This is a genomic window from Streptomyces sp. NPDC003027 (assembly GCF_053591435.1).
In genome coordinates, this window is record NZ_JBSFTU010000017.1 from 41,766 (window position 1) to 64,894 (window position 23,129).

The window sequence follows — 23,129 nt, forward strand, 5'->3', positions numbered from 1 at the left end:
CCACGCACCCCAGGGAGAGACCCGTGAGTACCCGTACCCTCATCCGCGGCGGTCTGGTCGTCACCGCCTCCGACGAACTGCACGCGGACGTCCTGATCGAGGACGGCCGGATCGCCGCCCTCGCCACGCACGGCTCCGACGCCGCCGCCCACTGGACCGCCGAGCGGACCCTCGACGCCACCGACCGCTACGTCCTGCCCGGCGGCGTCGACGCGCACACCCACATGGAGCTGCCGTTCGGCGGCACCTCCGCCTCCGACACCTTCGAGACCGGCACCCGGGCCGCCGCCTGGGGCGGCACCACCACCATCATCGACTTCGCCGTGCAGAGCGTCGGCCACACCCTGCGCGAAGGCCTCGACACCTGGTACGCCAAGGCCGACGGGAAATGCGCCGTCGACTACGCCTTCCACATGATCCTCTCCGACGTCAACGAGCACACGCTCAAGGAGATGGACAAGCTGGTCGAGGAGGGCGTCACCTCCTTCAAACTCTTCATGGCCTACCCCGGCGTCTTCTACAGCGACGACGGCCGGATCCTGCGGGCCATGCAGCGCGCCGCGGGCAACGGCGGGCTGATCATGATGCACGCCGAGAACGGCATCGCCATCGACGTGCTCGTCGAGCAGGCCCTGGCCCGGGGCGAGACCGACCCCCGCTACCACGGCGAGGTCCGCCGGGTGCTCCTGGAGGCCGAGGCCACCCACCGGGCCATCCAGCTCGCCCGGGTGGCCGGGGCGCCCCTGTACGTCGTCCACGTCTCCGCCGGCGAGGCGGTGCGGGAGCTGGCGGCCGCCCGGGACAAGGGGCTCCACGTCTTCGGCGAGACCTGCCCGCAGTACCTCTTCCTCTCCACCGACAACCTCGCCGAGCCCGGCTTCGAGGGCGCCAAGTACGTCTGCTCCACCCCCCTCAGGCCCCGGGAACACCAGGAGGCGCTCTGGCGGGGACTGCGGACCAACGACCTCCAGGTCGTCTCCACCGACCACTGCCCCTTCTGCTTCAAGGGGCAGAAGGAGCTCGGCCGCGGCGACTTCTCCAAGATCCCCAACGGCCTCCCGGGCGTCGAGAACCGCATGGACCTGCTCCACCAGGCCGTCGTCGACGGGCACATCAGCCGCCGCCGCTGGATCGAGATCGCCTGCGCCACCCCGGCCCGCATGTTCGGCCTCTATCCGCAGAAGGGCACGATCACCCCCGGCGCCGACGCCGACGTGGTCATCTACGACCCGCACGTCCGCCAGACCCTCTCCGCGGACACGCACCACATGAACGTCGACTACTCCGCGTACGAGGGGAAGACCGTCACCGGCCAGGTCGAGACCGTCCTCTCGCGCGGCGAGATCGTCATCGACAAGCGGGAGTACACCGGGCGTGCCGGGCACGGCTGCTTCATCCCCCGCTCCACCTGCCAGTATCTGAACTAGGAGACGCCGACGTGGACTTCGGACTCGTCCTGCAGACCGACCCGCCCGCCTCGGCGGTCGTCGGCCTGATGCGCCGGGCGGAAGGCAACGGTTTCCGCTACGGCTGGACCTTCGACTCCGCCGTGCTGTGGCAGGAGCCCTTCGTCATCTACAGCCGCATTCTCGAGCACACCCGGAAGCTGACCATCGGCCCCATGGTCACCAACCCGGGCACCCGCACCTGGGAGGTCACCGCCTCCACCTTCGCCACCCTCAACGACATGTACGGCAACCGGACCGTGTGCGGCATCGGCCGCGGCGACTCCGCGATGCGCGTCGCGGGCCGCAGGCCCAACACCCTGGCGCGGCTCGGCGAGGCCATCGACGTCATCCGCGACCTCGCCGAGGGCCGGGAGGCGGTCGTCGACGGCAACCCCATCCGCATCCCCTGGGTGAAGGACGGCCGGCTGCCGGTCTGGATGGCGGCGTACGGCCCGAAGGCGCTGGCGCTCGCCGGGCAGAAGGCCGACGGGTTCATCCTCCAGCTCGCCGACCCCTATCTGACCGAGTGGATGGTCAAGGCCGTCCGGGACGCGGCGGAAGCGGCGGGCCGCGACCCCGCCGCGATCACGATCTGTGTCGCCGCGCCGGCCTACGTCGGCGACGACCCCGCCCACGCCCGCGACCAGTGCCGCTGGTTCGGCGGCATGGTCGGCAACCACGTCGCCGATCTCGTCGCCCGCTACGGCGAACACTCCGGGATGGTGCCCGAGGCCCTGACCGCGTACATCAAGGAACGCCACGGCTACGACTACAGCCACCACGGCCGCGCGGGCAACCCGTCCACGGACTTCGTCCCGGACGAGATCGTCGACCGGTTCTGCCTCCTCGGCCCGGCCGAGGCGCACATCGAGAAGCTCAGGACACTGCGCGACCTGGGCGTGGACCAGTTCGCCGTCTACGCCATGCACGACGCCAAGGAGGCGACGATCGACGCCTACGGCGAACAGATCATCCCGGCACTCACCAGATGACCGTCTGCTGAAAGGGCACCTGGCATGACCTCGACCGTCCCGCCCGTGCCGTCCGAGGGACCCATAGCCGACCCGGCGGGACGCGTCGAACTCCCGCCGGGCACCCACCTCCCGGACGACCGCTTCGTCAACGACGACCTGCTGCCCGTACCGGTCGAACGCCGGCGCTGGACCACGTACAACTTCGCCGCCCTCTGGGTCGGCATGGCCCACAACATCCCCTCCTGGCTGCTCGCCTCCGGCCTCGTGTCGCTCGGCATGGACTGGAAGCAGGCCGTTCTCACCATCGCGCTCGCCAACGTCATCGTGCTGGCGCCGATGCTGCTCACCGGCCACGCCGGACCCAAGTACGGCATCCCCTTCCCGGTCCTCGCCCGCGCCTCCTTCGGGCTGCGCGGCGCCAACCTGCCCGCGATGATCCGGGCCGGTGTGGCGTGCGCCTGGTTCGGCATCCAGACCTGGATCGGCGGCCAGGGCATCTTCGTCCTGCTGGGCAAACTCTTCGGCGGCTGGACGGAGGCCGCACGGATCGGCGGGCAGCCGTGGACGCTCTGGCTCTGCTTCGTCCTCTTCTGGATCCTCGAACTCGCCATCATCTACCGGGGGATGGAGGCACTGCGCCGCTTCGAGAACTGGGCGGCCCCCTTCGTCATCGTCGGCGCGCTGGTGCTCCTCGCCTGGATCGCGGTGAAGGCCGACGGTTTCGGACCGCTGCTCGACCAGCCGTCCCGGCTCGGCTGGGGCGCGGACTTCTGGCCGGTCTTCTTCCCCTCGCTCATGGGCATGATCGCCTTCTGGTCGACCCTGTCCCTGAACATCCCGGACTTCACCCGCTTCGGCGCCGGGCAGCGCGCCCAGATATGGGGGCAGACGCTCGGCCTGCCCACGACCATGACGCTGTTCGCACTGCTCTCGGTGTTCGTCACCTCCGGTTCGCAGGCGGTGTACGGAGCTCCCGTCTGGGACCCGGTCGCGCTGGCCGCGAGAACCGACAACGTCTTCGGGCTGCTCTTCGCCCTGGTGACCGTGCTCGTCGCCACGATCTCGGTGAACATCGCGGCGAACGTCGTCTCGCCCGCGTACGACCTCGCCAACCTCGCGCCACGGCTGATCGACTTCCGTACGGGCGCGCTGATCACGGGCGTCGTCGGGGTGCTGATCATGCCGTGGAAGCTCACCGAGACCCCGGAGCTGTACATCTTCACCTGGCTCGGCCTCGTCGGCGGACTCCTCGGCACGGTCGCCGGCATCCTCATCGCCGACTACTGGCTGGTCCGCCGCACGGTCCTGGACCTGCCCGGCCTCTACACGCCCGGCGGACGCTACTGGTACACGGCGGGCTGGAACCTGCGCGCCGTCGTCGCGTTCGCGGTCGGCGGCGTCCTCGCGGTCGGTGGCTCGCACTCGGCTCCGGGCAAGGGGCCGTTCCCCGAGGACGGGCTGATCCCGTTCCTGGAACCGCTTGCGGACTACGGCTGGGCGGTCGGCCTCGGAGCATCGCTCCTCGTGTACGTCGCGCTGATGGGGCGCGCCAACTCAGGCCCCGTACATCGCCGTTGAGGGGCGTGTGCGGCGGCGGAGCACATTCTCCGCGACCGTCAGAACCCTTGTCAGCCTCCCGGGGGCGCCCTACTGTCGCGGGCAGAAAGCGCTTTCTCCATGTTCTGAAAGGGAGGCGAGGATGAGACGACCAGTCGCACTACGACTCTGCGTGGCGGTGGCCACCATGGCCCTTGCGGCCGCGACCGGGGCGGTTCTGTCGGTACCCGAGGCATCCGCCGCGACCGGTGGTGCCACCGGCTACGCGACCCAGAACGGCGGGACCACCGGCGGTGCCGGCGGGCGGACGGTGCGGGCCACCACCGGCACCGCGATCCATGCGGCCCTGTGCGGCCGGGCCGGCACCAGCACTCCCATCACCATCGAGGTCGAGGGGACCATCAACCACGGCAACACCACCAAGGTGTCGGGCGCCGGCTGTAACACCACCGCCGGTGTGATCGAACTCAAGCAGGTCAGCAACGTCACGATCGTCGGGGTCGGCGCCGGAGCCGTCTTCGACCAGTTGGGCATCCATATCCGGGAAGCCAGCAACATCATCATCCAGAACGTGACGGTCCGGAACGTCAAGAAGTCGGGCTCGCCCACGTCCAACGGCGGTGACGCCATCGGCATGGAGAGCGGCGTCCGCAACGTCTGGGTCGACCACGTCACCCTGGAGGCGTCGGGCGGGGAGTCGGAGGGGTTCGACGGCCTCTTCGACATGAAGGACAACACCCAGTACGTGACCCTGTCCTACAGCATCCTGCGCAACTCCGGCCGCGGGGGCCTCGTCGGATCCAGCGAGAGCGACCTGTCGAACAGCTTCATCACCTACCACCACAACCGGTACGAGAACATCGACTCCCGGGCGCCCCTGCTGCGCGGCGGCACGGCCCACATGTACAACAACCACTACGCGCGCCTCAACGAGTCGGGCATCAACTCCCGCGCCGGAGCCCGCGCCAAGGTGGACAGCAACTACTTCGAGGACTCCAAGGACGTCCTGGGCACCTTCTACACCGACGCGGCCGGCTACTGGCAGGTCAGCGGCAATATCTTCGACAACGTGACCTGGTCGAGCCCCGGCAGCGAGAACAAGCCGGCGGGTCCCGACCCCCAGTCGAACACCACGGTCACCATCCCCTACTCCTACCGTCTCGACGCGGCCGGTTGCGTGCCGGCCGTCGTGAGCCGGACGGCGGGCGCCGGCAAGGGACTTCTGGTGTCGGACGGCAGCTGCTCACCGCAGACGCCGCCCCCGTCACCGACGCCGACCAGCCCCACGCCCCAGCCGACCACGCCCACGCCGGGTCCCACCACGCCCACGCCGGGGCCGTCCCAGCCGGGTGGGAGCAACCTCAGCATCGGGGCCGGCTCCGACGGCTCCAGCAAGGCCGACGGGACGAGCTACGGCAACGTCCGGGACGGGGACATGAGCACCTACTGGTCACCGGCCGGCTCGACCGGTTCGATCTCGATCAAGTGGGGCTCCGCCACCGCCGTCTCCGCGATCAACGTGCGCGAGGCGGCGGGCGCCACAGGGCGTATCGGGTCGTGGAGGGTCGTCAACGCCGACACCGGCGCCGTGCTGACCTCCGGCAGCGGGGCGGGCGTCATCACCTTCCCCCGGACCTCGCTGACCAAGATCACCTTCGAGATCGTCAGCTCCGCCGGAACGCCGCGGGTCGCCGAGTACGAGACGTACGCCGGGTAGGGGCGTCACCCCCGCGGGAACGATCAAGGGGCCGTTTCGGAGAAATCCGAAACGGCCCCTTCACCGTTTCCGGCGGTCGGCCCCGCTACAGCGGAACGCGCGCGACCAGGGCGGCCAGCAGGGCGCAGGCCGCCGCCGCCGCCCAGAAGCGCGGGGAGCGGGTGTCGTCGAGGGCCTTGCGCGGGGTGCCGGCCTTGCGGAGGCCCTTCTCGACGAGCGGGGCGATGCCCACCGCCACGTACACCCGCAGCGCCGTCTCCATCAGGTGCGGCCCGTCGCCGGGCGGCAGGAGAACCAAGGCCAGGGCGAATCCCGCGGTGACGGCGGACTCCAGCTTCCAGCCACGACTGTGACGCACGACCAGCACGGCCTGGATGGCCAGGAGCAGCAGGAAGGCGGCTTGGAACACGATCACTGAGACGTCCTCGCTTCCGGAAGTCCGGGAGAGCCCGGGAGAACCCGGGAGTTCAGGGGTGGCAAGAGGGAAGGTACGGGGAGGGGACCGGTCGTGCCGGCCCCCTCCCTCAGGCCGCTACTTCTTCCAGCGGTTGACCTTGATCCTCGGGTACATCACCCACTTCCAGAACCCGCTCTTCTGCCAGATCCCGACGGTGATCTTGACGCCCTTGCTCTTGGGCATCGCGTTCTTGAGCTGGATCTCGGCGGCGAACCACCTCATCGCGCCGCCGATGGCTTCCAGCGCCAGGCCCGCGATCTTGGCCCAGAAGGCGGGCATGGTGAGGCCGATCCGGCCGAAGGCCGACGCGAGGCGCGCGCCCGCCTTGATGGCGCGGGCCAGCTTCTTGGCCTTCTTCTTCTTGACGTGCCAGACCTTCTTCTTCTTCCAGCGCTGCCCGTCCAGGTCCTGCGAGTTCACCGGGTCGCCCGGGTACGCGTAGGCGCTGAGCGAGCCGCCCGGAACCGGGTCGGTCTGCAGGAAGCGGCCGGTGGCCGGCGAGTACAGGCGGACGCCCATCAGCGTGGAGCCGCTCAGCGTCTCCGAGGAGCGCTGGTGGCCGCCGACCCAGCCGTACCGCGCGGTGGTCGCGCCTTCGGCCCGGTTGCCGTACTCGTCGGTGCGCAGCACGACGGGCGCCTGGGTGGTGTCCGCCGGCAGCTGCACCGAGACGTCGCCGTGCAGGTTGAGCAGCTGTAGGACGAGCCCGCCGGTCTTGCCCGTCGTCGCGGTCAGCTGGCCGCTGAGTCCGTTGACGTAGCGGGTGATCGTGCCCTGGGCGTCCTCGACGGTCCAGGTCGGGTTGTCCCCAGTGCCGAAGTGGTGCGTCTTGGACTCGGTCCGCGTCCAGGTGCCGTCCGTCCCCTTGGTCTCCACGGTCCACGCCGCCATGCGGCCGGTGGCGTCGAGGTTCCAGGTCTGGCGGCGGTCGCCGACGGTCTCGCTGTGGACGAGGTCGTTGGCGTAGTACGTCAGCCGGCCACCGGCCGGTGTCGCGGTGGTCCGCCCGAAGGCGTCGTAGGCGTAACCGCTGTCGACGATCCGGTCGGCGCTGTCGTACGTGTGCGTGGTGCTGGTGGAGCCGGTTCCTCCCTCGGAGCAGTCGGCCGTGGTCAGCCCGGTGCGGTTGCTGTTGGCGTCGAACGCGTAGGACCTGCGGGTGCACAGGGCGTCCGCGGTGTCCTTCGCGGTCACGAGCCGTCCCGCCGCGTCATAGGTGTACGCGGTGGAGGTGGCGGTGCCGTCGGACTGGTGGTGCCCGGCCTGCTGCTGGTGCGCGGTGTGTCCGGTGGTGTCGGACAGCAGCGTCGTGCCGTCGGCGGCCGCGTACGTGCGGGCGGTGGTGTTGCCCGCCGGGTCACGGTCCACGGTCAGTGTGACGGCGCCGGGCAGGGACTCGGTGGCGAGCTCGCCGTCCGCGTCGTAGGTGCCGGCGAAGGTGCCGGCGACCGAGTCGGCCACCTTGGTGGCCAGACCGCGCGGCTCGACGGCCGTGTCGTAGGCGTACGTCGTGGTCGACGGCGCCGAGTCGGTGACCTGGACCGGCCGGTCCAGGGCGTCGTACGCCGTGGTGACGGTGTTGCCGCTGCCGTCGGTGGTGCTGATCCGGCGGCCGAGCGCGTCGTAGCCGTACGCCACGGTGGCGCCGGCGGCGGTCTGCGAGGCGACCTCGCCGGTCTGCTGGTGGTAGACCGTCGTGGCCTCGGGCACCGGGGTGCCCGCATCGCCGGTGACGGCGGACTTGATCTGCCGGCCCGCCGCGTCGGTGGTGACCGTGGTGGTGCGGGTGGCGCCGTTGGCGGTCTCGGTGGCCGTGGAGACATTGCCCCAGCGGTCGTAGCCGTAGGTCTTGGTGACCCGTTCGGCCGGGTGGGAGCCGCCGCCCGTGATCGTGCCCGCCGGGCTGGTGCGGCACACCAGGCCGGCCCAGGCGGGCTTGCCCGCGCAGGCACCGGTGCCGGTCGCCGACCAGTACTCGGTCACGGTGGTCAGCGCGTCGGTGCCGTTGGAACGGCCCGAGGTCTCCCGGACCTTGCGGCCCGAGGCGTCGTACGCCGTGGTGGTGGTGATCGCCAGGCCGCCCGGGTCGACGACGCTGCGCGTCGGCTGGCCGGAGGCCCAGTCGTAGCCGGTCACCGTGGTACGGCGGTCGGCGTCGGTGGTGTACCCCTGCACGGAGGCTCCGGTGACCGAGGTGGTCACCAGGTCCTGCACCGCCGCGTCGGCGGGGCGGCCCTCGTCGTAGGTGTTGACGGTGTGCGTACGGGCCGGAACCTCGGTGCCCGCGGGCAGCGTGCCCGCGGCGGTGCCGCCGGAGAGGGCGCGCTCCAGGGTGACCAGGTGCAGCGGGCCGAACTCCTCGGTCTCGCGCCGCCCGTCCGCGCTGTACACGGTGCGGGTGGAGAGCTGCTCGGCGCGCTCGGCGACGGTCGCGTCGACGATGCCGAGCCGGGTGAGCTCCGCCTTGGCGGCGTCGGTGGCTCCGACGGCGAGGGCCCGGTTGCCCGGGGTCAGGGAGCGCTCCTCGGAGCCGTACTGGTTGTAGTCGACGGAGTCGATGTGGCCGCCCGGCTGCGCCGTGTTGACCTCACGGCCGGAGGCGTCGGCGTACACGATCGTCGCCCGCTTGTACGCGTCCGCGGTCAGCGAGGTGCCGACGTTGGAGGCGGGGACCTGGTCCGCCGGGAAGACGGCGGTGGCCTCGACGGGGGCGTCGGTCTGGCCCCAGACGGCGACCGCGGCCGCGTTCATCTGGTACGGGGCGTTGGAGCCCGACACCGGCACCTGGTAGACGACCGTGGTGACGGCCTTTCCGCCGTCGGTCTCGCCGGCGCTGCCCTGCTTGAGGGTCGGCCGCGACGCGGACAGGAGCATGCCCTCGCCCGCGGTGACCGCGGTGCCGGCCTTGCCGTACGTCAGCGTCCACGGGAGCTCGCCGGGCTCGGTGAGCGTGGTGAGCCGGCCCGCGCTGTCGTAGGCGTACGCGGTCTTCAGCGCGGGGCTGATCCGCGGGTCCCACACCTCGCGCAGCCGCCCGGAGGCGTCGTACGCGTACTGCGCGACGGTCTCGGCCGTGGCCGCGCTCGCGCCGGGGCTTGTGGCCCACAGCTTGAGCTGGGCGACCTGTCCGGCGTAGGTGCCGAACGCGGTCGACGTCGCCGTGGTGGACGACGCGTACACGTACTCCAGGACGCGGCAGCCGTTGGTGGCCGGGCTGGCCTGGCAGGTGGCCGCGTCGACCGCCGGGGAGGCGCCGATGAGGTACTTCGGCCGGGACTGCACCGCGCCGCCGACGGTGACCTTCTCGGAGACCACGGTGGTGGTGGAGTCGTCGACCGACAGGGCCGTGGTGGCCAGCGTCCAGGTGGCGGCGGCCGCGTCGACCTTGCGGAAGACGCTCACGGTGCCGCTGGTGTCCTTCAGGGTGAAGGAGCCGGCCGTCGAACCCGTCAGGGTCAGGTCCTCGGAGCCCGACTCGGCCTTCCAACCGCCGCCGCTGGTAGCGGTGAAGGCGGTGGCGACACCGGTGGAGTCCAGGATCTCGACCGAGGTTGCCGAGGTCTTGCGCAGCACGCCCCAGTCCGTGCCCGCGTCCTCGGCGCCCACGCCGGAGGACCAGTTGGGGCCGAAGATCGCGGCCTGGCCCTCCTGGACCTCCTGCGCCACCGGGCGGCGCGAGGAGTGCGAGCGCTCGGCGGAGAGCCCGAAGACCTCCGCGTCGGTGTCGGTGAAGGTGAAGTCGCCGGTCTGGGCGTTGACCGTGCCGGGACCCACCTCCAGGCTCGGCGCGTTGCCCGCCTGCCGGTCCAGGGTGATTTCGACGACCTGGGAGTGGTACTTGGTGGCCGTACCGGCGTCGAACACGGCGCGCAGTTCGAGCACGCCGTCCTCGGCCAGCGAGGTGGCCGCGTCCCACACGAGCGGAGGGGCCGTGCCGGAGGTGACCTGGGCCGGCCAGCTGACGGCCCCGCCCGTGGTGGTGGTCACCTGGGCGGTCGGCACGGTCTTCCAGCTGTCGGTCTCGCCGCGCCGGTACTCGTACGTCACGCCGGTGTACTCGGCCTTGCCCTTGGCCTGCAGGGAGACGCGCCGCGCCGTGTCGTCACCGTCGGCGGGGGAGATGACGGCGGCGCCGTCGGCGCCGACCCCGAAGCTGTAGCTGGTGACGTCGGTGGAGAGGTTGCCGCCGGAGTCGACGGTCTTGGCGCGCAGGGTGTGCCAGCCGTCGGCCGGGTCGACCGAGATGGTCAGCGCGTCACCGCCGGTGCCGTCGACGGTGTCGTCCACGCGGTGGGGCAGGTTGGTGTCGTCCAGACCCCAGTAGTAGCCCTGGCCGTCCGTGGACGCGGTGTCCAGGGTGCAGGTCACCGGGCCGCTCGCACGGGCGGTCCAGGTGTCCTTGTCGTACGTCTGGCAGCTGATCGCGGGCGCGGCCGGCTTGGCGGTGTTCACGCCGAACGGCATGTACGCGCTCCACGGGCCGTAGAAGGTCCCGTCGTAACCGCGTACGCGGTAGCGCAGCTTCGGCCCCGAGGGCAGCTTGTTCGTCGTGGGAACGGTCAGGGTCGCGTTCGACCCGGACGCCACGGCGGCGCTGGTACCCGTGTACGTGTACGTGGTCTCGTTGTACGCCGGGTCGGGGGTGATCTCGAACTGGGCCCTGACCGTGGCGCCGTCGGGGTCGGTGACCTTCGCGGACAGCGTCGGGGTCACCGAGGTGACGTACCGGATGCCGTTGTACGCGTTGACGGCGGACGGCGAGATCGCGGTGGCGGTCGGCGACCCCGGGTAGGAGTCGTAGGTGACCGTCAGATGCGGCTCCTGGGCGTGGTCCCCGCTGACGTAGTTGGCCGAGCGGTAGCGCCGCCAGGTCGTCGAGTCCGTCTCGCTGGCCCCCTTGACCTGAAGGCCGTGGTTGGGCTGGCCGTCGGCCCACGCCTGCACGATCGCGTCGATGTCGAAGTCGACGGTGCCGGCCGGGCAGGTGGAGTTGTAGCCCTTGGCGGCGGTGCTGGTCACCGCACCGGCGTCGGTGGTCGCCGGCTGCGCGCCCCAGGTGATCGTGGAGGAGTTCCAGTCACCGGTGATGCGCCGCACCTGGGTGCCGGAGCCGGTGGTCGAGCAGGTCGACGAGTAGTACGAGTAGAGGCCCAGGTTGGTGTCGTTGATGCGCTTGCCCTTGAAGGCCGACACGTCGAACTTCAGGTACGCGCGGGCCTTGGTGGTGCCGCCGTCGTACGTGCCGGACTTCAGCTCGGCCGAGGAGACCTGCGAGTCCGGGTAGTTGGTGGCCACCCAGGTGTCGGTGGAGGCCGCCAGGGTCGAGGTCGGGTCGACCGTGACCGGGTAGGTCAGGTCCTGGGTGAAGTACTTCGGGTCGGGCGACAGGACGAGGGTCTGCTTCCCGTCCTTCGCCGTCTCGATCTCCACCGGGACCCTGGCCAGGTGCTTGGACTCGCCCGAGCGCGGGTCCTTGGAGGAGTCCCACATCATCGGCGCGGGCGCCTCGGCGACCAGCTTGCCGGCGGAGTCCTTGAGCAGCAGCCGCCCGCTGGGCGCCTCGGACAGCTTCAGTCCCTTGGCCTCGACGGGTATGCGGTAACTGACCGGAGCCGTGGGCGCCTTGGCCAGGTGGACGTTCTGCGAGAAGCCCTGGGGCAGCGCGGTGACGGTGAGCGTCTCGCCGCCGCCGAGGTCGTACGCGGCGGTGTCCCCCTTCAGCTTCGGCGCGGGCAGGTTCTTCTCCCAGCCCATGGCGAAGCTGCGCCCGCCGCGTCCGACGGAGGCGAGCTTCCTGTCCCCGCCGTCGGAGACGGTGATGTCCGCCGTCGCCGTACGGGGGCGCAGGTCGGCGCCCGCGTCGGCGAGGGTGGTGTTGATGTCCTGCCAGGAGCCGTCCTTCTTGACCCGTACCGGCGCTGCGTACACGGCGGTCTGCATCTGTCCGTCGGGCAGCACATAGGTGGCCGAGGTCTCGGTGCGAGCCGACAGGACCTCGATCCTGCGCTTCTGCAGCCGTGCCATCAGCCGCGCGGACGCCTCGTCCTCGGCCACGGCGGGGCCCTTGGGGGCGGCGTCCGCGGCGATGGCGCGCGCGGCGGGCTGCTGTGAACCGAGCGCGACGGCCTGGCCGGTGGTGGCGACGACCACGGCCGTCTCGGCGGCCAGTACGGCGGCAACCGCGCCGGCGATCAGGCGCAGGCGTTGACGGGTCGATCTGCGCGCAGTGGACCACTGGGGCCTCTTTGGCACAATCCCTCCCAAAATTTGTCTGTGACATGCCACATCGGTGGCGGCAGACAGAATTCCGGCTCCGTGACCGCCCGGTCACCGTTCGAAGGAAACCTCCATAGGATTCAGAGGTTCTCTTGAGCTATGGAGGTCGCCGGGCCGGGGGAGCGAGCGGTGGAGGTGTCATGGTGTCGCCTGATCGTCCCTGAGGGTGCCGGAGGGCGCCGGCCCCGCCTGCCCGGGGACGGCCGGACGGACGAACTGGCGGGCCTGCAGCTCGTACGCCTCGCGGAAGAAGCCCGCGCCGGCGGGGCCCATGAGCTCCTCGAACGTCCCCGCCTCCACCACCCGGCCGTCCTCCATCACGTAGATGAGATCAGCGTGGGCCACGCTGTGCAGGCGGTGGGTGATCAGGATCGTCGTCTGGCCGGTGCCGGCGAGGCGGTGGATCTGGTCGAAGACCCGCTGCTCGGCCGCCGGGTCGAGGGCGCTGGTCGGCTCGTCCACGACGAGAACCTGTCCGCGGCGGAATCGCGCCCGGGCGAGCCCGATCTTCTGCCACTGCCCGCCGGAGATCTCCTGGCCCCCGCGGTAGCCACGGGCCAGCAGCGTGTCCAGACCCCGGGGGAGGCCCTCGATCACGTCGTCCGCGCCCGCGTAGGCGGCGGCCGCCCGGATCGCGGAGTCCTCGAACGGGCCGCCGGGCCGACCGATCCCGATGTTGACGCGGGCGGTGAAGGGCCAGCGGTGGAAGTTCTGCGCCACCATCGCGATCCGGTCGAAGATCTGGGCCCGGCTGGCCTGGGCCGCGTCGACCTCGCCCCACATCACCCGGCCGCCGTCCGGGAGGTACAACCCGCACAGCAGCTTGGTGACGGTGGTCTTCCCCGAGCCGTTCCTGCCCACCAGGGCGACCGTCCGCCCCCGGGGAATGACGAGGTCGACCTCGCACAGCGACGGCTTCTCCGCCCCCGGGTAGGTGAAGGTGACCTTCTCGAACCGGATCTCCTCCACCTCCTCGGGAAGGTCCGCGCCGCCGGCGGGGATCTCCCGGCGGACCGCCTCCTCGCACAGGGTCTCCAGGTCGGCGACGAACAGCGACTCCTCCTGGACGTCCGTCACCCTCATCACCAGGTCGGTGATGCTCGCCGAACCCGTACGGATCGCGAGGACGGCCGTGCCGCCGACCGCGAGCGCCATCTGCCCGTGCCACAGCAGCACGCCGAGCACCGCGTACGTGGCGACGGTCGCCAGTCCGCGCGCCGCGTCCGCCGTCAGCCCCGTACGGGCGCCGATCCACGCCAGCCGGGTCTGCTCCCGCTCGCTCGTCTCGGCCATCCCGCGGAAGTGCTCCAGCAGGAACGGGCCGACATCGTGGACCCGGACCTCGCCGGCCGCCTGCTGGTCGATCAGCAGCCGGCTGATCAGCTGCGCCGCCCGCGCGTGCTGCACGAACCGGTGCCAGCTCACGTACCGGGCCCGCGCCATCGTCAGCGAACTCCACGCGCTGGGCAGCGCCATGGCGATCAGCAGCGGCAGCAGCAGGGGGTGCAGGACCGTGAGCACACCGGCCGCGGCGACGAGGGAGATCGCCGAGGTGACCACGGCCGTGCAGTACCCGACCATCCGGCGCGCGGAGTCCGCGCCCCACTGGGCGGAGTCCATCAGCTTGTGGAACGCGTCGTCCTCGATCGCCTTCAGCTCCACCCGTGCCACCAGCGCCAGATAGCGTTCCGTGGCCACCCGTTGGACCTTCGGCTCCAGGATCCCCGTGCCCGCCGAGGACGCCGACTTCAACGCGGACCCGACCATCGCGAGCACCGCGACGACCACCAGGGACGGCAGAGCGGACCGCAGCCGCTCGGCCGTACTGCCCTGGGCGAGGAGCTCGACCAGGATCGCGTTCACCGCGACCAGGGACACCGCCTGGGTGACACCGCGCCCGAACTCGCTGCCCGCGACCGTGTACAGAGCCCGCCGGTCGGCCGCGCGGGCCAACCGCACCGCGATCGCCACCTGCCGGGGGAGTGAGAGGGCCATGGACCGAAGGCTCAGCTTCACCCACACCCCGTGGTGCTGACTCCACCCCATGTCGTACGCGAGCTCCCCGCCGAACAGCAGCCGTTCGGACGCCGAGGGCCTCCCTCCCCGGCCTCGTGCCGTTCGTTCTCCGTTCCGGCGGGAGCGGTCGCGCGGGCGGTCGAAGAGCGCATGGTGTCCTCCGGTGTGGCTCGGCCGGTTCTGCCATCGAGCTCAACGACATGACGGAAATTTCGAACACACGTTTTTCGGACGCTTCCCGTGCCCCGCGACAGAGCGAGAAACCGAGCGTGCGGGTTACACCGATCCTTGCCGTGCGGGACCCGGGGCCCGAGCCGGTCATGGCCGAAACGCCGACGCCCGGGGCGGGAGCGTGGGGGCCCGGCGAAAGCGGGGGTGGAACACGCCACCCGTGGAACGGATGTGCGGCGGCCGGCTCGCCGAGCCGCGGAAACCTCGGGAGGCGCGCCGGAATTCGCCGCCCGCGCCCTTCCGGCCTTTACCTTCGGCTTCCCGGTGTCCTAGCCTGGGTGCCGTAGATCACACGGCTGATCACGCGGCCTCGCGCGCCGCCGTGCGCCGTGATGTCACTTTCCACTCTGATGGTGTGGATTCCCTTGGACCAGCGCAAGGTAAGGCGGACGCCGATGGCCGGCACCCAGGACAGGACGCTCGAACCCGGCACGGAGTCTTCGGACTACACCAAGCGGCTCGCCCGCCTGGAGCAGTCGGGGATCAAGCGGTTCCTCCCCACCCAGGCGCCGTACCGGTGGAACCTGAAGCGGCTCGGCCTCGGCCGTGTGCTGGACGTCGGCTGCGGCCTCGGCCGCAATCTGCTCAACTGCGAGCCGGGCAGCGTCGGCGTCGACCACAACGCCCACTCCGTGGCCACCTGCCGTGAGCGCGGACTGACCGCCTACACGCCCGAGGAGCTGGCCAAGGCAGCGGACTGCGGGCCCGGCTCCTTCGACAGCCTGCTCTGCGCGCACGTCCTGGAGCACATGGACGAGGAGTTGGCCTCCTCGATCCTGGAGCAGTACCTGCCGCTGGTGAAGCCGGGCGGCTCGGTCGTGCTGATCACGCCGCAGGAGGCCGGCTACCGCACCGACGCCACGCATGTGCGTTTCGTCGGCTTCGACGAGCTGCGGCACCACGCGGAGAAGGCCGGCGTGACCGTGGCGCGGTCCTACTCCTTCCCCTTCCCCCGCTCGGTCGGCAAGGTCTTCCCGTACAACGAGTTCGTCCTCGTCGGCAAGGTCCCCGCGGCCTGACCCGCCGGAAAACTCCTCGCCGTGCCGGTGCGTTCGCCCGCGAGGCCCGGGCCGGCGAACGCCCCGGCCCAACGGGGCGAGTTCGCCCGGCCCAGATCCGCACCGCTGTGGCGGCCTCCTCGGAGGAGCTCCGCGACGCACGGCGCCTATCCTGGGACCTGCCGGTCGCCGTACGGCGACCGAGGGCCGACGAAGGAGTCCGAGGTGCCGTCGATGCTCGATGCCGTCGTCGTGGGGGCGGGCCCCAACGGACTGACCGCCGCGGTGGAACTGGCCCGGCGGGGCTTCTCCGTCGCCCTGTTCGAGGCCAGGTCCACGATCGGCGGCGGTGCCAGGACGGAGGAGCTGACCCTCCCCGGTTTCCGGCACGACTCCTGCTCGGCCGTGCACCCGCTCGGGGTCGGTTCGCCCGTCTTCAAGACCATGCCGCTGGACCGGTACGGCCTGGAGTGGCTGCACCCCGCACTGCCCATGGCCCACCCGTGGGACGACGGCACCGCCGCCGTGCTCTCCCGGTCCGTCGCCGAGACCGCCGCCTCCTTCGGCCCCCGTGACGCCGGCACGTACCGCAGACTCGTCGCTCCCTACCTCGGCAAGTGGGACACCCTGGCACGGGACTTCATGTCGCTGCCGCTGACCGCCCTGCCCCGCGACCCCGTCACGCTCGCCCGCTTCGGCGTCGACGGGCTGCGGCCCTCCACCTGGCTGATGCGCCGCTTCCAGGACGACAAGGCGCGTGCGCTGTTCGCCGGGCTCGTCGGCCATGTCATCGCGCCCCTGGGAGAGTTCGCGACGACGGCGATCGGTCTCGTCTTCGCGCTCGCCGCGCACGAGGGCGGCTGGCCGCTGCCCCGTGGCGGCTCCCAGTCGATCTCCGACGCCCTCGCCGCGTATCTGAAGGACCTCGGCGGCGCCGTCCACACCGACTTCGAGGTCAAGCGGCTCGACGACCTGCCGCCGGCCCGCGCGTACGTCTTCGACACCTCGCCCACCGCTCTCGCGAGGATCGCGGGCTTCGGCGGCTTCTACGACCGGTACCGCTACGGCGCCAGTGTCTTCAAGGTCGACTACGCCCTCGACGGCCCGGTCCCCTGGACGGCCGAGGCGCCACGCCGCGCGGGCACCGTCCAGATCGGCCCCTCCAGCGGCGAGATCGGTACCGCGCTGCGTCAGGCGTCCTCCGGCACGGCGCCCCGCACTCCCTTCCTGATCACCGCCCAGCCCAGCCTCGTCGACCCGTCCCGCGCCCCCGAGGGCAAGCACGTCTTCTGGGCGTACGGCCATGTTCCGAACGGTTGGGGCGGCGACCTCACCGAGGCGGTCGAGCGCCAGATCGAGCGCTTCGCCCCCGGCTTCCGGGACCGCGTCCTCGCCCGCGCCACGGCGGGACCGCCCGAGCTGGCCGCCCACAACGCCAACTACGTGGGCGGCGACATCGCCTGCGGCGCCGCCCGCGGCCTCCAGCTGCTGCTGCGGCCCAGACTCTCCCTCTCCCCCTACCGCACCCCGCACCCGGCCGTCTTCCTCTGCTCCTCCGCGACCCCGCCCGGGCCCGGCGTCCACGGCATGTCGGGCCACAACGCCGCGAAGGCGGTCTGGCGCCGCCTGCGAGCGACACGGGACTGACCGCGCGCCCGCGAAGCCCCGGCGTACGCCCGTCGCACCCCGGCGCGCGCCCGCGCCGGGGGCCCATCATGTCCTCATGGCCCAGACCACCGTGATCACGCTCGCCCTCGGGGACATCACCGAGGAACACGCCGACGCCCTCGTCAACGCGGCGAACTCCTCCCTGCTGGGCGGCGGAGGAGTCGACGGCGCCATCCACCGCCGCGGCGGCCCCGCCGTCCTGGCGGAGTGCCGCGCACTCCGGGCCGGCCACTACGGCCGCGGCCTGCCCACCGGCCGGGCCGTCGCCACCACCGCGGGCCGCCTCGACGCCCGCTGGGTGATCCACACCGTCGGACCCCGATTCAGCCCGGAGGAGGACCGGTCGGCCCTGCTGGCCTCCTGCTACCGGGAGTCGCTGAAGGTCGCGGACGAGCTCGGCGCTCGTACGGTGGCCTTCCCCGCCGTCTCCGCCGGCATCTACGGATGGCCTATGGAGGACGCGGCCCGTATCGCGGTGGAGACGGTACGGGCCACCGAGACGAAGGTCGAGGAGGTCAGGTTCGTCCTCTTCGACGACCGGGCGTACGAGGCGTTCGCCCGGCACATCCGCTGACCGCCGGCCGTCGTCGACGCCGTCACCGAGGCGACCGCGGCCCGGGGCGGCGAGCCGATCGGGCGTACCCGCAGAGCCCCGCGAGGACGCCTCGGATAAGGTGACCGAGTAGGAAAAACACCCCCCGGGGTTAGGTCGATGCGTTGGACACTGATCAGTCGACGAGCGAGACGCCGGAGCGGCCGCCGGCGGCCGTCGGGTACGCGGGTGTGCTGCGCGAACTCCTCCCGATCGCCCTGTGGCGCGAGGACGCCGACGGCCGCGTCGTCGAGTGGTCCCTCGCCGCGCAGGACCTCCTCGGCTACCGCCCCGAGGAACTGCTCGGCCGCCCCGCCACCCCCGTGCTCGCCCCGGAGACCAACCAGGAGCTCGCCGAGCAGCTGACGCGGCGCGTCCAGAACGGTGAGACCGTCGTCGGGACACTGCCCGTACGCCACCGCGACGGCCACGACGTGACGATGGAGATGTGGATCGTCCCCGACGTCGACCCCCGGGGGCGGCCCGGAGCCATGCTCATCGCGGTGGAGACCTCCGAGGTCCTGCGCATGCGGGACTCGCTCGCCGCCCTGCAGAGCCTCTTCACCCAGTCGCCCATCGGCCTGGCCACCCTCGGCCCCGACCTGCGGTTCCTGCGCGTCAACGACGCCCTGGCCCGGATGAACGGCGTCTCGGCCGCCGAGCACCTCGGCAAACGGCTGACCGAGGTGGTGCCCGGGGTCAACGCCGTCGCCCTGGAGGCGATGATGCGTCAGGTCCTGGAACGCGGCGAGGCCGTCGTCGACGTCCGCCGCACCGGCCGCACCCCGGCCGACCCCGACCACGACCGGACCTGGTCCTGCTCGTACGCCCCGCTGCTCGACGGCTCCGGACGGCGCCTCGGACTGATCGCCTCCCTGATCGACATCACCGAGGGCCAGCGCGCCCTCGTCGAGGCCGAGCGCGCCCGCTCGCGCTTCGCCCTGCTCGCGGAGGCCGGCACCCGCATCGGCACCACCCTCGACCTGCGGCAGACCGCCGAGGAGGTGGTACGGGTCCTGGTGCCCCGGTTCGCCGACTCGGCCGACGTACAGATGCTGGAGGCGGTCCTCGCCCCCGACGAGGCCGCCGCGGCCGGAGCCTCCACCCAGGGCCTGCTGCGCCGGCTGGCCGCCGTCTTCCCCGACCCGTCCGCTCCCACCGCGCTGCTCGCCGCCGGGCAGACCTTCCAGATCCCGCTCGGCACCGTGTACGAACGGGTCGTCGCCGAAGGCCGCGCGATGAACCTCTACCAGTCCGACATCCCCGCGCTGTTTCCCGACCCCCGCTCCGCGGCGCTGCGCGGCTACCTCGCCACCACCATCGGATCCGCCCGCCTCGTCCCGCTGGTCGCCCGTGGCAGGGTCCTCGGCGCGGTCACCGTGACGCGCGTACGCGGCCGTGAGCCGTTCGACGAGCAGGACTGCGTCCTCGTCGACGAGCTGGTCGCCCGTGCCGCCCTGAACATCGACAACGCGCGGATGTACACCGCCCAGCGGGAAGCCGCCCTCACCCTGCAGCGCAGCCTGACGAACAGCTCCCTGCCGCAGGTCGACGGTCTGGAACTCACCGGCAGGTACCTGCCCGCGAGCGACCACGACGTCGGCGGCGACTGGTTCGACGTCATCGCCCTGCCCGAGGGCCGTACCGCCCTGGTCATCGGCGATGTCATGGGCCACGGCGTGCACGCGGCCGCCGTCATGGGCCAGCTCCGCACCGTGGTACGGACTCTCGCCCGGCAGGGCGTGCCCCCCGCCGAGCTGCTCCGCTCCCTCGACGCCGCCGTCGCGGACCTCGGCGAGGACGAGATGGCGACCTGCGTGTACGCCGTCCACGACCCCGCCTCCGGCGGGGTGGTGATCGCCCGGGCCGGCCATCCGCCGCCGGTCGTGGCCACCGCCGACGGGACGATCACCTTCCTGGAGGGGCCGCCCGGCACACCGCTGGGCACCGGAGGCCAGGACTTCCGTACCGAAGAGGTGCGGCTGCCCCCGGGCAGTCTGCTGGTCCTGTACACCGACGGCCTCATCGAAGCCCGGGACCGGGACCTCGACGAGGGCATGGACCGGCTCGCCCAGGCCCTGTTCCACCACGAACGGCCCCTCACCCAGCTCTGCGACGGCATCCTCGAACAGCTGCTGCCCTGCGCGCAGCAGGACGACGTGGCGGTGCTGCTCGCCCGTACGACCCCCCGGTGATCCGCGCGCCGGGTCGGGGTGGCCGGTCCGCGTGCCGGTCCCGGTGGCTGGTTCGGGTGGCCGGTCCGCGCGCCGAGGGCCGGTTCCGGGTCACCAGGCCAGGTTCTCCAGCGCATCGAGGTCCGGCATCCCCGCCCCCGCGGCGGACCCCGGAGGGGCCGTGGTCAAGGTCAGCTCCGCCCAGATGACCTTGCCCCGGTCGGTGTAGCGGGTGCCCCACCGCTCCGCGAACTGGGCCACCAGGAACAGCCCGCGCCCGCCCTCGTCGGTGGTCGCGGCGTACCGCAGGTGCGGGGAGGTGCTGCTGCCGTCGGCGATCTCGCAGATCAGCCGGCGGTCGCGCAGCAGGCGGACCCGGATCGGCTCCGCGCCGTACCGGATGGCGTTGGTGATCAGCTCGCTGAGGATCAGTTCGGCCGTGAAGGCGATGTCGCCCAGCTCCCAGTCGGCGAGCTGCTCGGAGGCGGCGTTGCGGATGCGCGAGACGGCGGCTGGATCGGCCGGCACGTCCCACTGCGCGATCCGGTCGGCCTCCAGACGGCGCGTGTCGGCGATCAGCAGGGCGATGTCGTCGTCGGGGGCCGGCACGAGCAGCGAGGTCAGGACGTCCGCGCAGGCCTGCTCCGGACTCCGGCCGACCCGCGCCAGGGCGTCGCGCAGCAGCGCGAGACCCGTGTCGAAGTCCCGGTCGCGGTTCTCGAGCAGCCCGTCCGTGAACAGCACCAGACGGCTGCCCTCCGGCAGCCGCAGCTCCGTCGCCTCGAAGGGCATCCCGCCCACCCCGAGCGGCAGACCGGAGGGCATCTCCGGGAACTCCACCCGCCCGTCGGCGTGCACCAGCGCGGGGCCGGGGTGCCCGGCCCCGGCCATGGCGCAACGGCCGTTCGCCGGATCGTAGATCACGTACAGGCAGGTGGCGCCGGTGATCGGATCGCGTTCGCCACCGCCCCGGCTGTCGTCGTCGCCCGCTCCGCCGCCGTCACCGGACTCCGGCCGGTCGATCCGGTCGATCAGCTCGTCGAGGTGGCCGAGGAGCTCGTCGGGAGGCAGGTCAAGGGTCGAGAAGTTGTGCACGGCCGTCCGCAGCCGCCCCATCGTCGCGGCCGCGTGCAGCCCGTGGCCGACGACGTCGCCGACGACGAGTGCCACCCGGGCGCCGGGCAGCGGAATCACGTCGAACCAGTCACCACCCACCCCGGCCTTCGCGGGCAGATACCGGTAGGCGACATCGACGGCGGACACATCCGGCAGCACCCGGGGCAGCAGACTGCGCTGGAGAGTGACCGCCATGGCGTGCTCGCGGGTGAACCGGCGGGCGTTGTCGATGGAGACCGCGGCCCGCGCGGTCAGCTCCTCCGCGAACGACAGATCGTCCTCCCCGAAGGGCTCCGGGGTCTCGGCCCGCCAGAAGTTCGCCATCCCCAGCACCACCCCCCGGGCCAGCAGCGGCACGGCGACGAGCGAATGCAGCCCGTAGGCGAGCGCGACCGCCGCCCCCTCCGGGTCCTGGGCCCGCCAGCCCTCGGCCGCGCTCAGATCCTCCACCAGCACCGCGTGCCCGCTGTCGAGCGCCGTCGCCATCGGCGTCGTCGGCACCACACACCGGATCAGATCGCCCACGGGCTGGAGCGGTGGCTCGTCCCGGATGCCGGTCAGGGCCGCACGGCGCATCTCCGTGTACGTCCCCGAGGGCTCCTCCCCGCGCAGCACCGGTTCGAGCAGCTCCACGGTGACGTAGTCGGCGAACCGCGGCACCGCCACCTGCGACAGCTCCTCCGCCGTCCGCACCACGTCCAGCGTGCTGCCGATCCGCACCCCCGCGTCGTACAGCAGCTGGAGCCGGCCCCGGGCCACCTCCGCGCGGCCGGACAGCGCGGCGAGCTCGGTCGAGTCGCGCAGCGTCATCACCGTGCCGGTGGGCCGGCCCCGGTTCGGCTCGGTGGGGCGCACGTTCACGGCGAGCAGCCGGTCGCCCGCCAGGTGCACCTCGTCCGTCACCGCCCGCCCCGAGGCGAGCAGCGCGGCGGTGCCGGGGTCGAGCCCGAGCTCGGTGACATGCCGCTGCTCGGCGTCGGGCGCCAGATCCAGGAGCCGGCGGGCCTCGTCGTTGGCGAGCAGCAGACGGCGGTCGGCGTCGATGATGAGCACGCCCTCGCGCACCGCGTGCAGGACCGCCTCGTGGTGTTCGTTGATCCTGGTCATCTCGACCGGGCCCAGGCCGTGGGTCTGCCGGCGCAGCCGCCGGCTCACCAGCGCGGCGCCGCCCACCGCGAGCAGCAGGGCGCCCGCGGCCGTGCCGAGCAGCAGCGGCAACTCGTTCTCCACCACATTGCCGACGTTCTCGATCTCGATCCCGGTGCCCACCAGGCCGACGACGTCGCCGTCCTCGGTACGGACCGGAACGATCGCCCGGACCGCGTCCGTCGGCTCCCCGGTGAAGATCTCGGTGAACGACTCACCGGCCCGGGCACGCGCGATGTCCCCGGTCGCGCGCTGCCCGATCAGCTCCGGCCGGGCGTCGGTGTAGCGGATCCCGTCGGGGGTCATCACGGCCAGGAAGTCGAGACCCGCGGCCACCCGGGCCGCCTCGGCCCGCCGCTGGAGGAGGGCCGACGGGTCCGGGGCCCGCAGGGCGTCCACGAGACCGGGCGCGTGCGCGAACGCCTCCGCCGCGGCGAGGGAACGATTGCGCGCCTCACGCTCGCTGTCGTAGCGGGTCTGGAAGATCAGGGCAAGCGCGGCCACGGTCACCAGCAGGACCACGATGACCGCCTGCAGGGCGAAGACCTGACCGGCGACACTGCGCACCCACAGCCCCCTGGGTCGTCCAAGACGTCCGGTCATGGGGTTCTTCTCATGGATGTGGCTGTCATCACGGACTCGGCTGTCACCCGTCCACTTCCTCGGCTCGCCGGCGCGCCGCAGAGTTCCCTTCCCTCCATGCTGCCCCCGCCGCGCCGGGAAATCGAGGCGGCACCGGCCAGACGAGGTCGATGTCGT

Annotated in this window: 12 protein-coding genes; 8 read left to right on the forward strand and 4 right to left on the reverse strand. The window is 71.9% G+C overall.

The annotated features are described in order from the left end of the window. Positions 1-23 precede the first annotated feature (23 nt). The 4 genes from hydA to ACWDX6_RS14840 all read left to right on the forward strand — a co-directional run bounded on the left by hydA (position 24) and on the right by ACWDX6_RS14840 (position 5,696). The gene (gene hydA / locus ACWDX6_RS14825; RefSeq protein ID WP_451485331.1) at positions 24-1,427 is read left to right on the forward strand and encodes a dihydropyrimidinase; all 1,404 of its coding nucleotides are present in this window, start codon (positions 24-26) and stop codon (positions 1,425-1,427) included. Between the two features lie 11 nt (positions 1,428-1,438). After that, positions 1,439-2,440, forward strand: coding sequence for a TIGR03842 family LLM class F420-dependent oxidoreductase (locus ACWDX6_RS14830; protein WP_451485332.1), 1,002 nt, complete (start codon positions 1,439-1,441; stop codon positions 2,438-2,440). Between the two features lie 24 nt (positions 2,441-2,464). Further along, on the forward strand, positions 2,465-4,000 hold the full coding sequence (locus ACWDX6_RS14835) for an NCS1 family nucleobase:cation symporter-1 (protein ID WP_451485333.1): 1,536 nt from the start codon (positions 2,465-2,467) through the stop codon (positions 3,998-4,000). A gap of 121 nt (positions 4,001-4,121) precedes the next feature. Then, the gene (locus tag ACWDX6_RS14840; protein WP_451485334.1) at positions 4,122-5,696 is read left to right on the forward strand and encodes a pectate lyase family protein; all 1,575 of its coding nucleotides are present in this window, start codon (positions 4,122-4,124) and stop codon (positions 5,694-5,696) included. 85 nt (positions 5,697-5,781) lie between these two features. Here ACWDX6_RS14840 and ACWDX6_RS14845 read toward each other — a convergent pair whose 3' ends face one another. The 3 genes from ACWDX6_RS14845 to ACWDX6_RS14855 form a co-directional block, all read right to left on the reverse strand. Continuing rightward, positions 5,782-6,111, reverse strand: coding sequence for a hypothetical protein (locus ACWDX6_RS14845; protein WP_451485335.1), 330 nt, complete (start codon positions 6,109-6,111; stop codon positions 5,782-5,784). Between the two features lie 117 nt (positions 6,112-6,228). Beyond that, positions 6,229-12,405, reverse strand: a complete 6,177-nt coding sequence (locus ACWDX6_RS14850; RefSeq protein ID WP_451485336.1) for a DNRLRE domain-containing protein — start codon at positions 12,403-12,405, stop codon at positions 6,229-6,231. Between the two features lie 162 nt (positions 12,406-12,567). Beyond that, the gene (locus ACWDX6_RS14855) at positions 12,568-14,475 is read right to left on the reverse strand and encodes an ABC transporter ATP-binding protein (protein ID WP_451485337.1); all 1,908 of its coding nucleotides are present in this window, start codon (positions 14,473-14,475) and stop codon (positions 12,568-12,570) included. Between the two features lie 596 nt (positions 14,476-15,071). Between ACWDX6_RS14855 and ACWDX6_RS14860 the strand changes: the two genes are divergently transcribed. From ACWDX6_RS14860 to ACWDX6_RS14875, 4 genes are all read left to right on the forward strand, one after another. Further along, positions 15,072-15,695 (forward strand): class I SAM-dependent methyltransferase, encoded by a 624-nt coding sequence (locus tag ACWDX6_RS14860; RefSeq protein ID WP_451485338.1) that lies wholly within the window; start codon positions 15,072-15,074, stop codon positions 15,693-15,695. Between the two features lie 204 nt (positions 15,696-15,899). Beyond that, entirely contained in the window at positions 15,900-17,321 is a 1,422-nt protein-coding gene (locus ACWDX6_RS14865; RefSeq protein WP_451485339.1) for a phytoene desaturase family protein, read from the forward strand. A gap of 76 nt (positions 17,322-17,397) precedes the next feature. Beyond that, entirely contained in the window at positions 17,398-17,916 is a 519-nt protein-coding gene (locus tag ACWDX6_RS14870) for an O-acetyl-ADP-ribose deacetylase (RefSeq protein WP_451485340.1), read from the forward strand. Between the two features lie 143 nt (positions 17,917-18,059). Then, on the forward strand, positions 18,060-20,129 hold the full coding sequence (locus ACWDX6_RS14875) for a SpoIIE family protein phosphatase (protein ID WP_451485341.1): 2,070 nt from the start codon (positions 18,060-18,062) through the stop codon (positions 20,127-20,129). A 90-nt stretch (positions 20,130-20,219) separates the two neighbouring features. On the opposite strand, the gene ACWDX6_RS14880 is transcribed toward ACWDX6_RS14875, so the two are convergent. After that, positions 20,220-22,973 (reverse strand): SpoIIE family protein phosphatase, encoded by a 2,754-nt coding sequence (locus ACWDX6_RS14880; RefSeq protein ID WP_451485342.1) that lies wholly within the window; start codon positions 22,971-22,973, stop codon positions 20,220-20,222. Between the last annotated feature and the right edge of the window lie 156 nt (positions 22,974-23,129).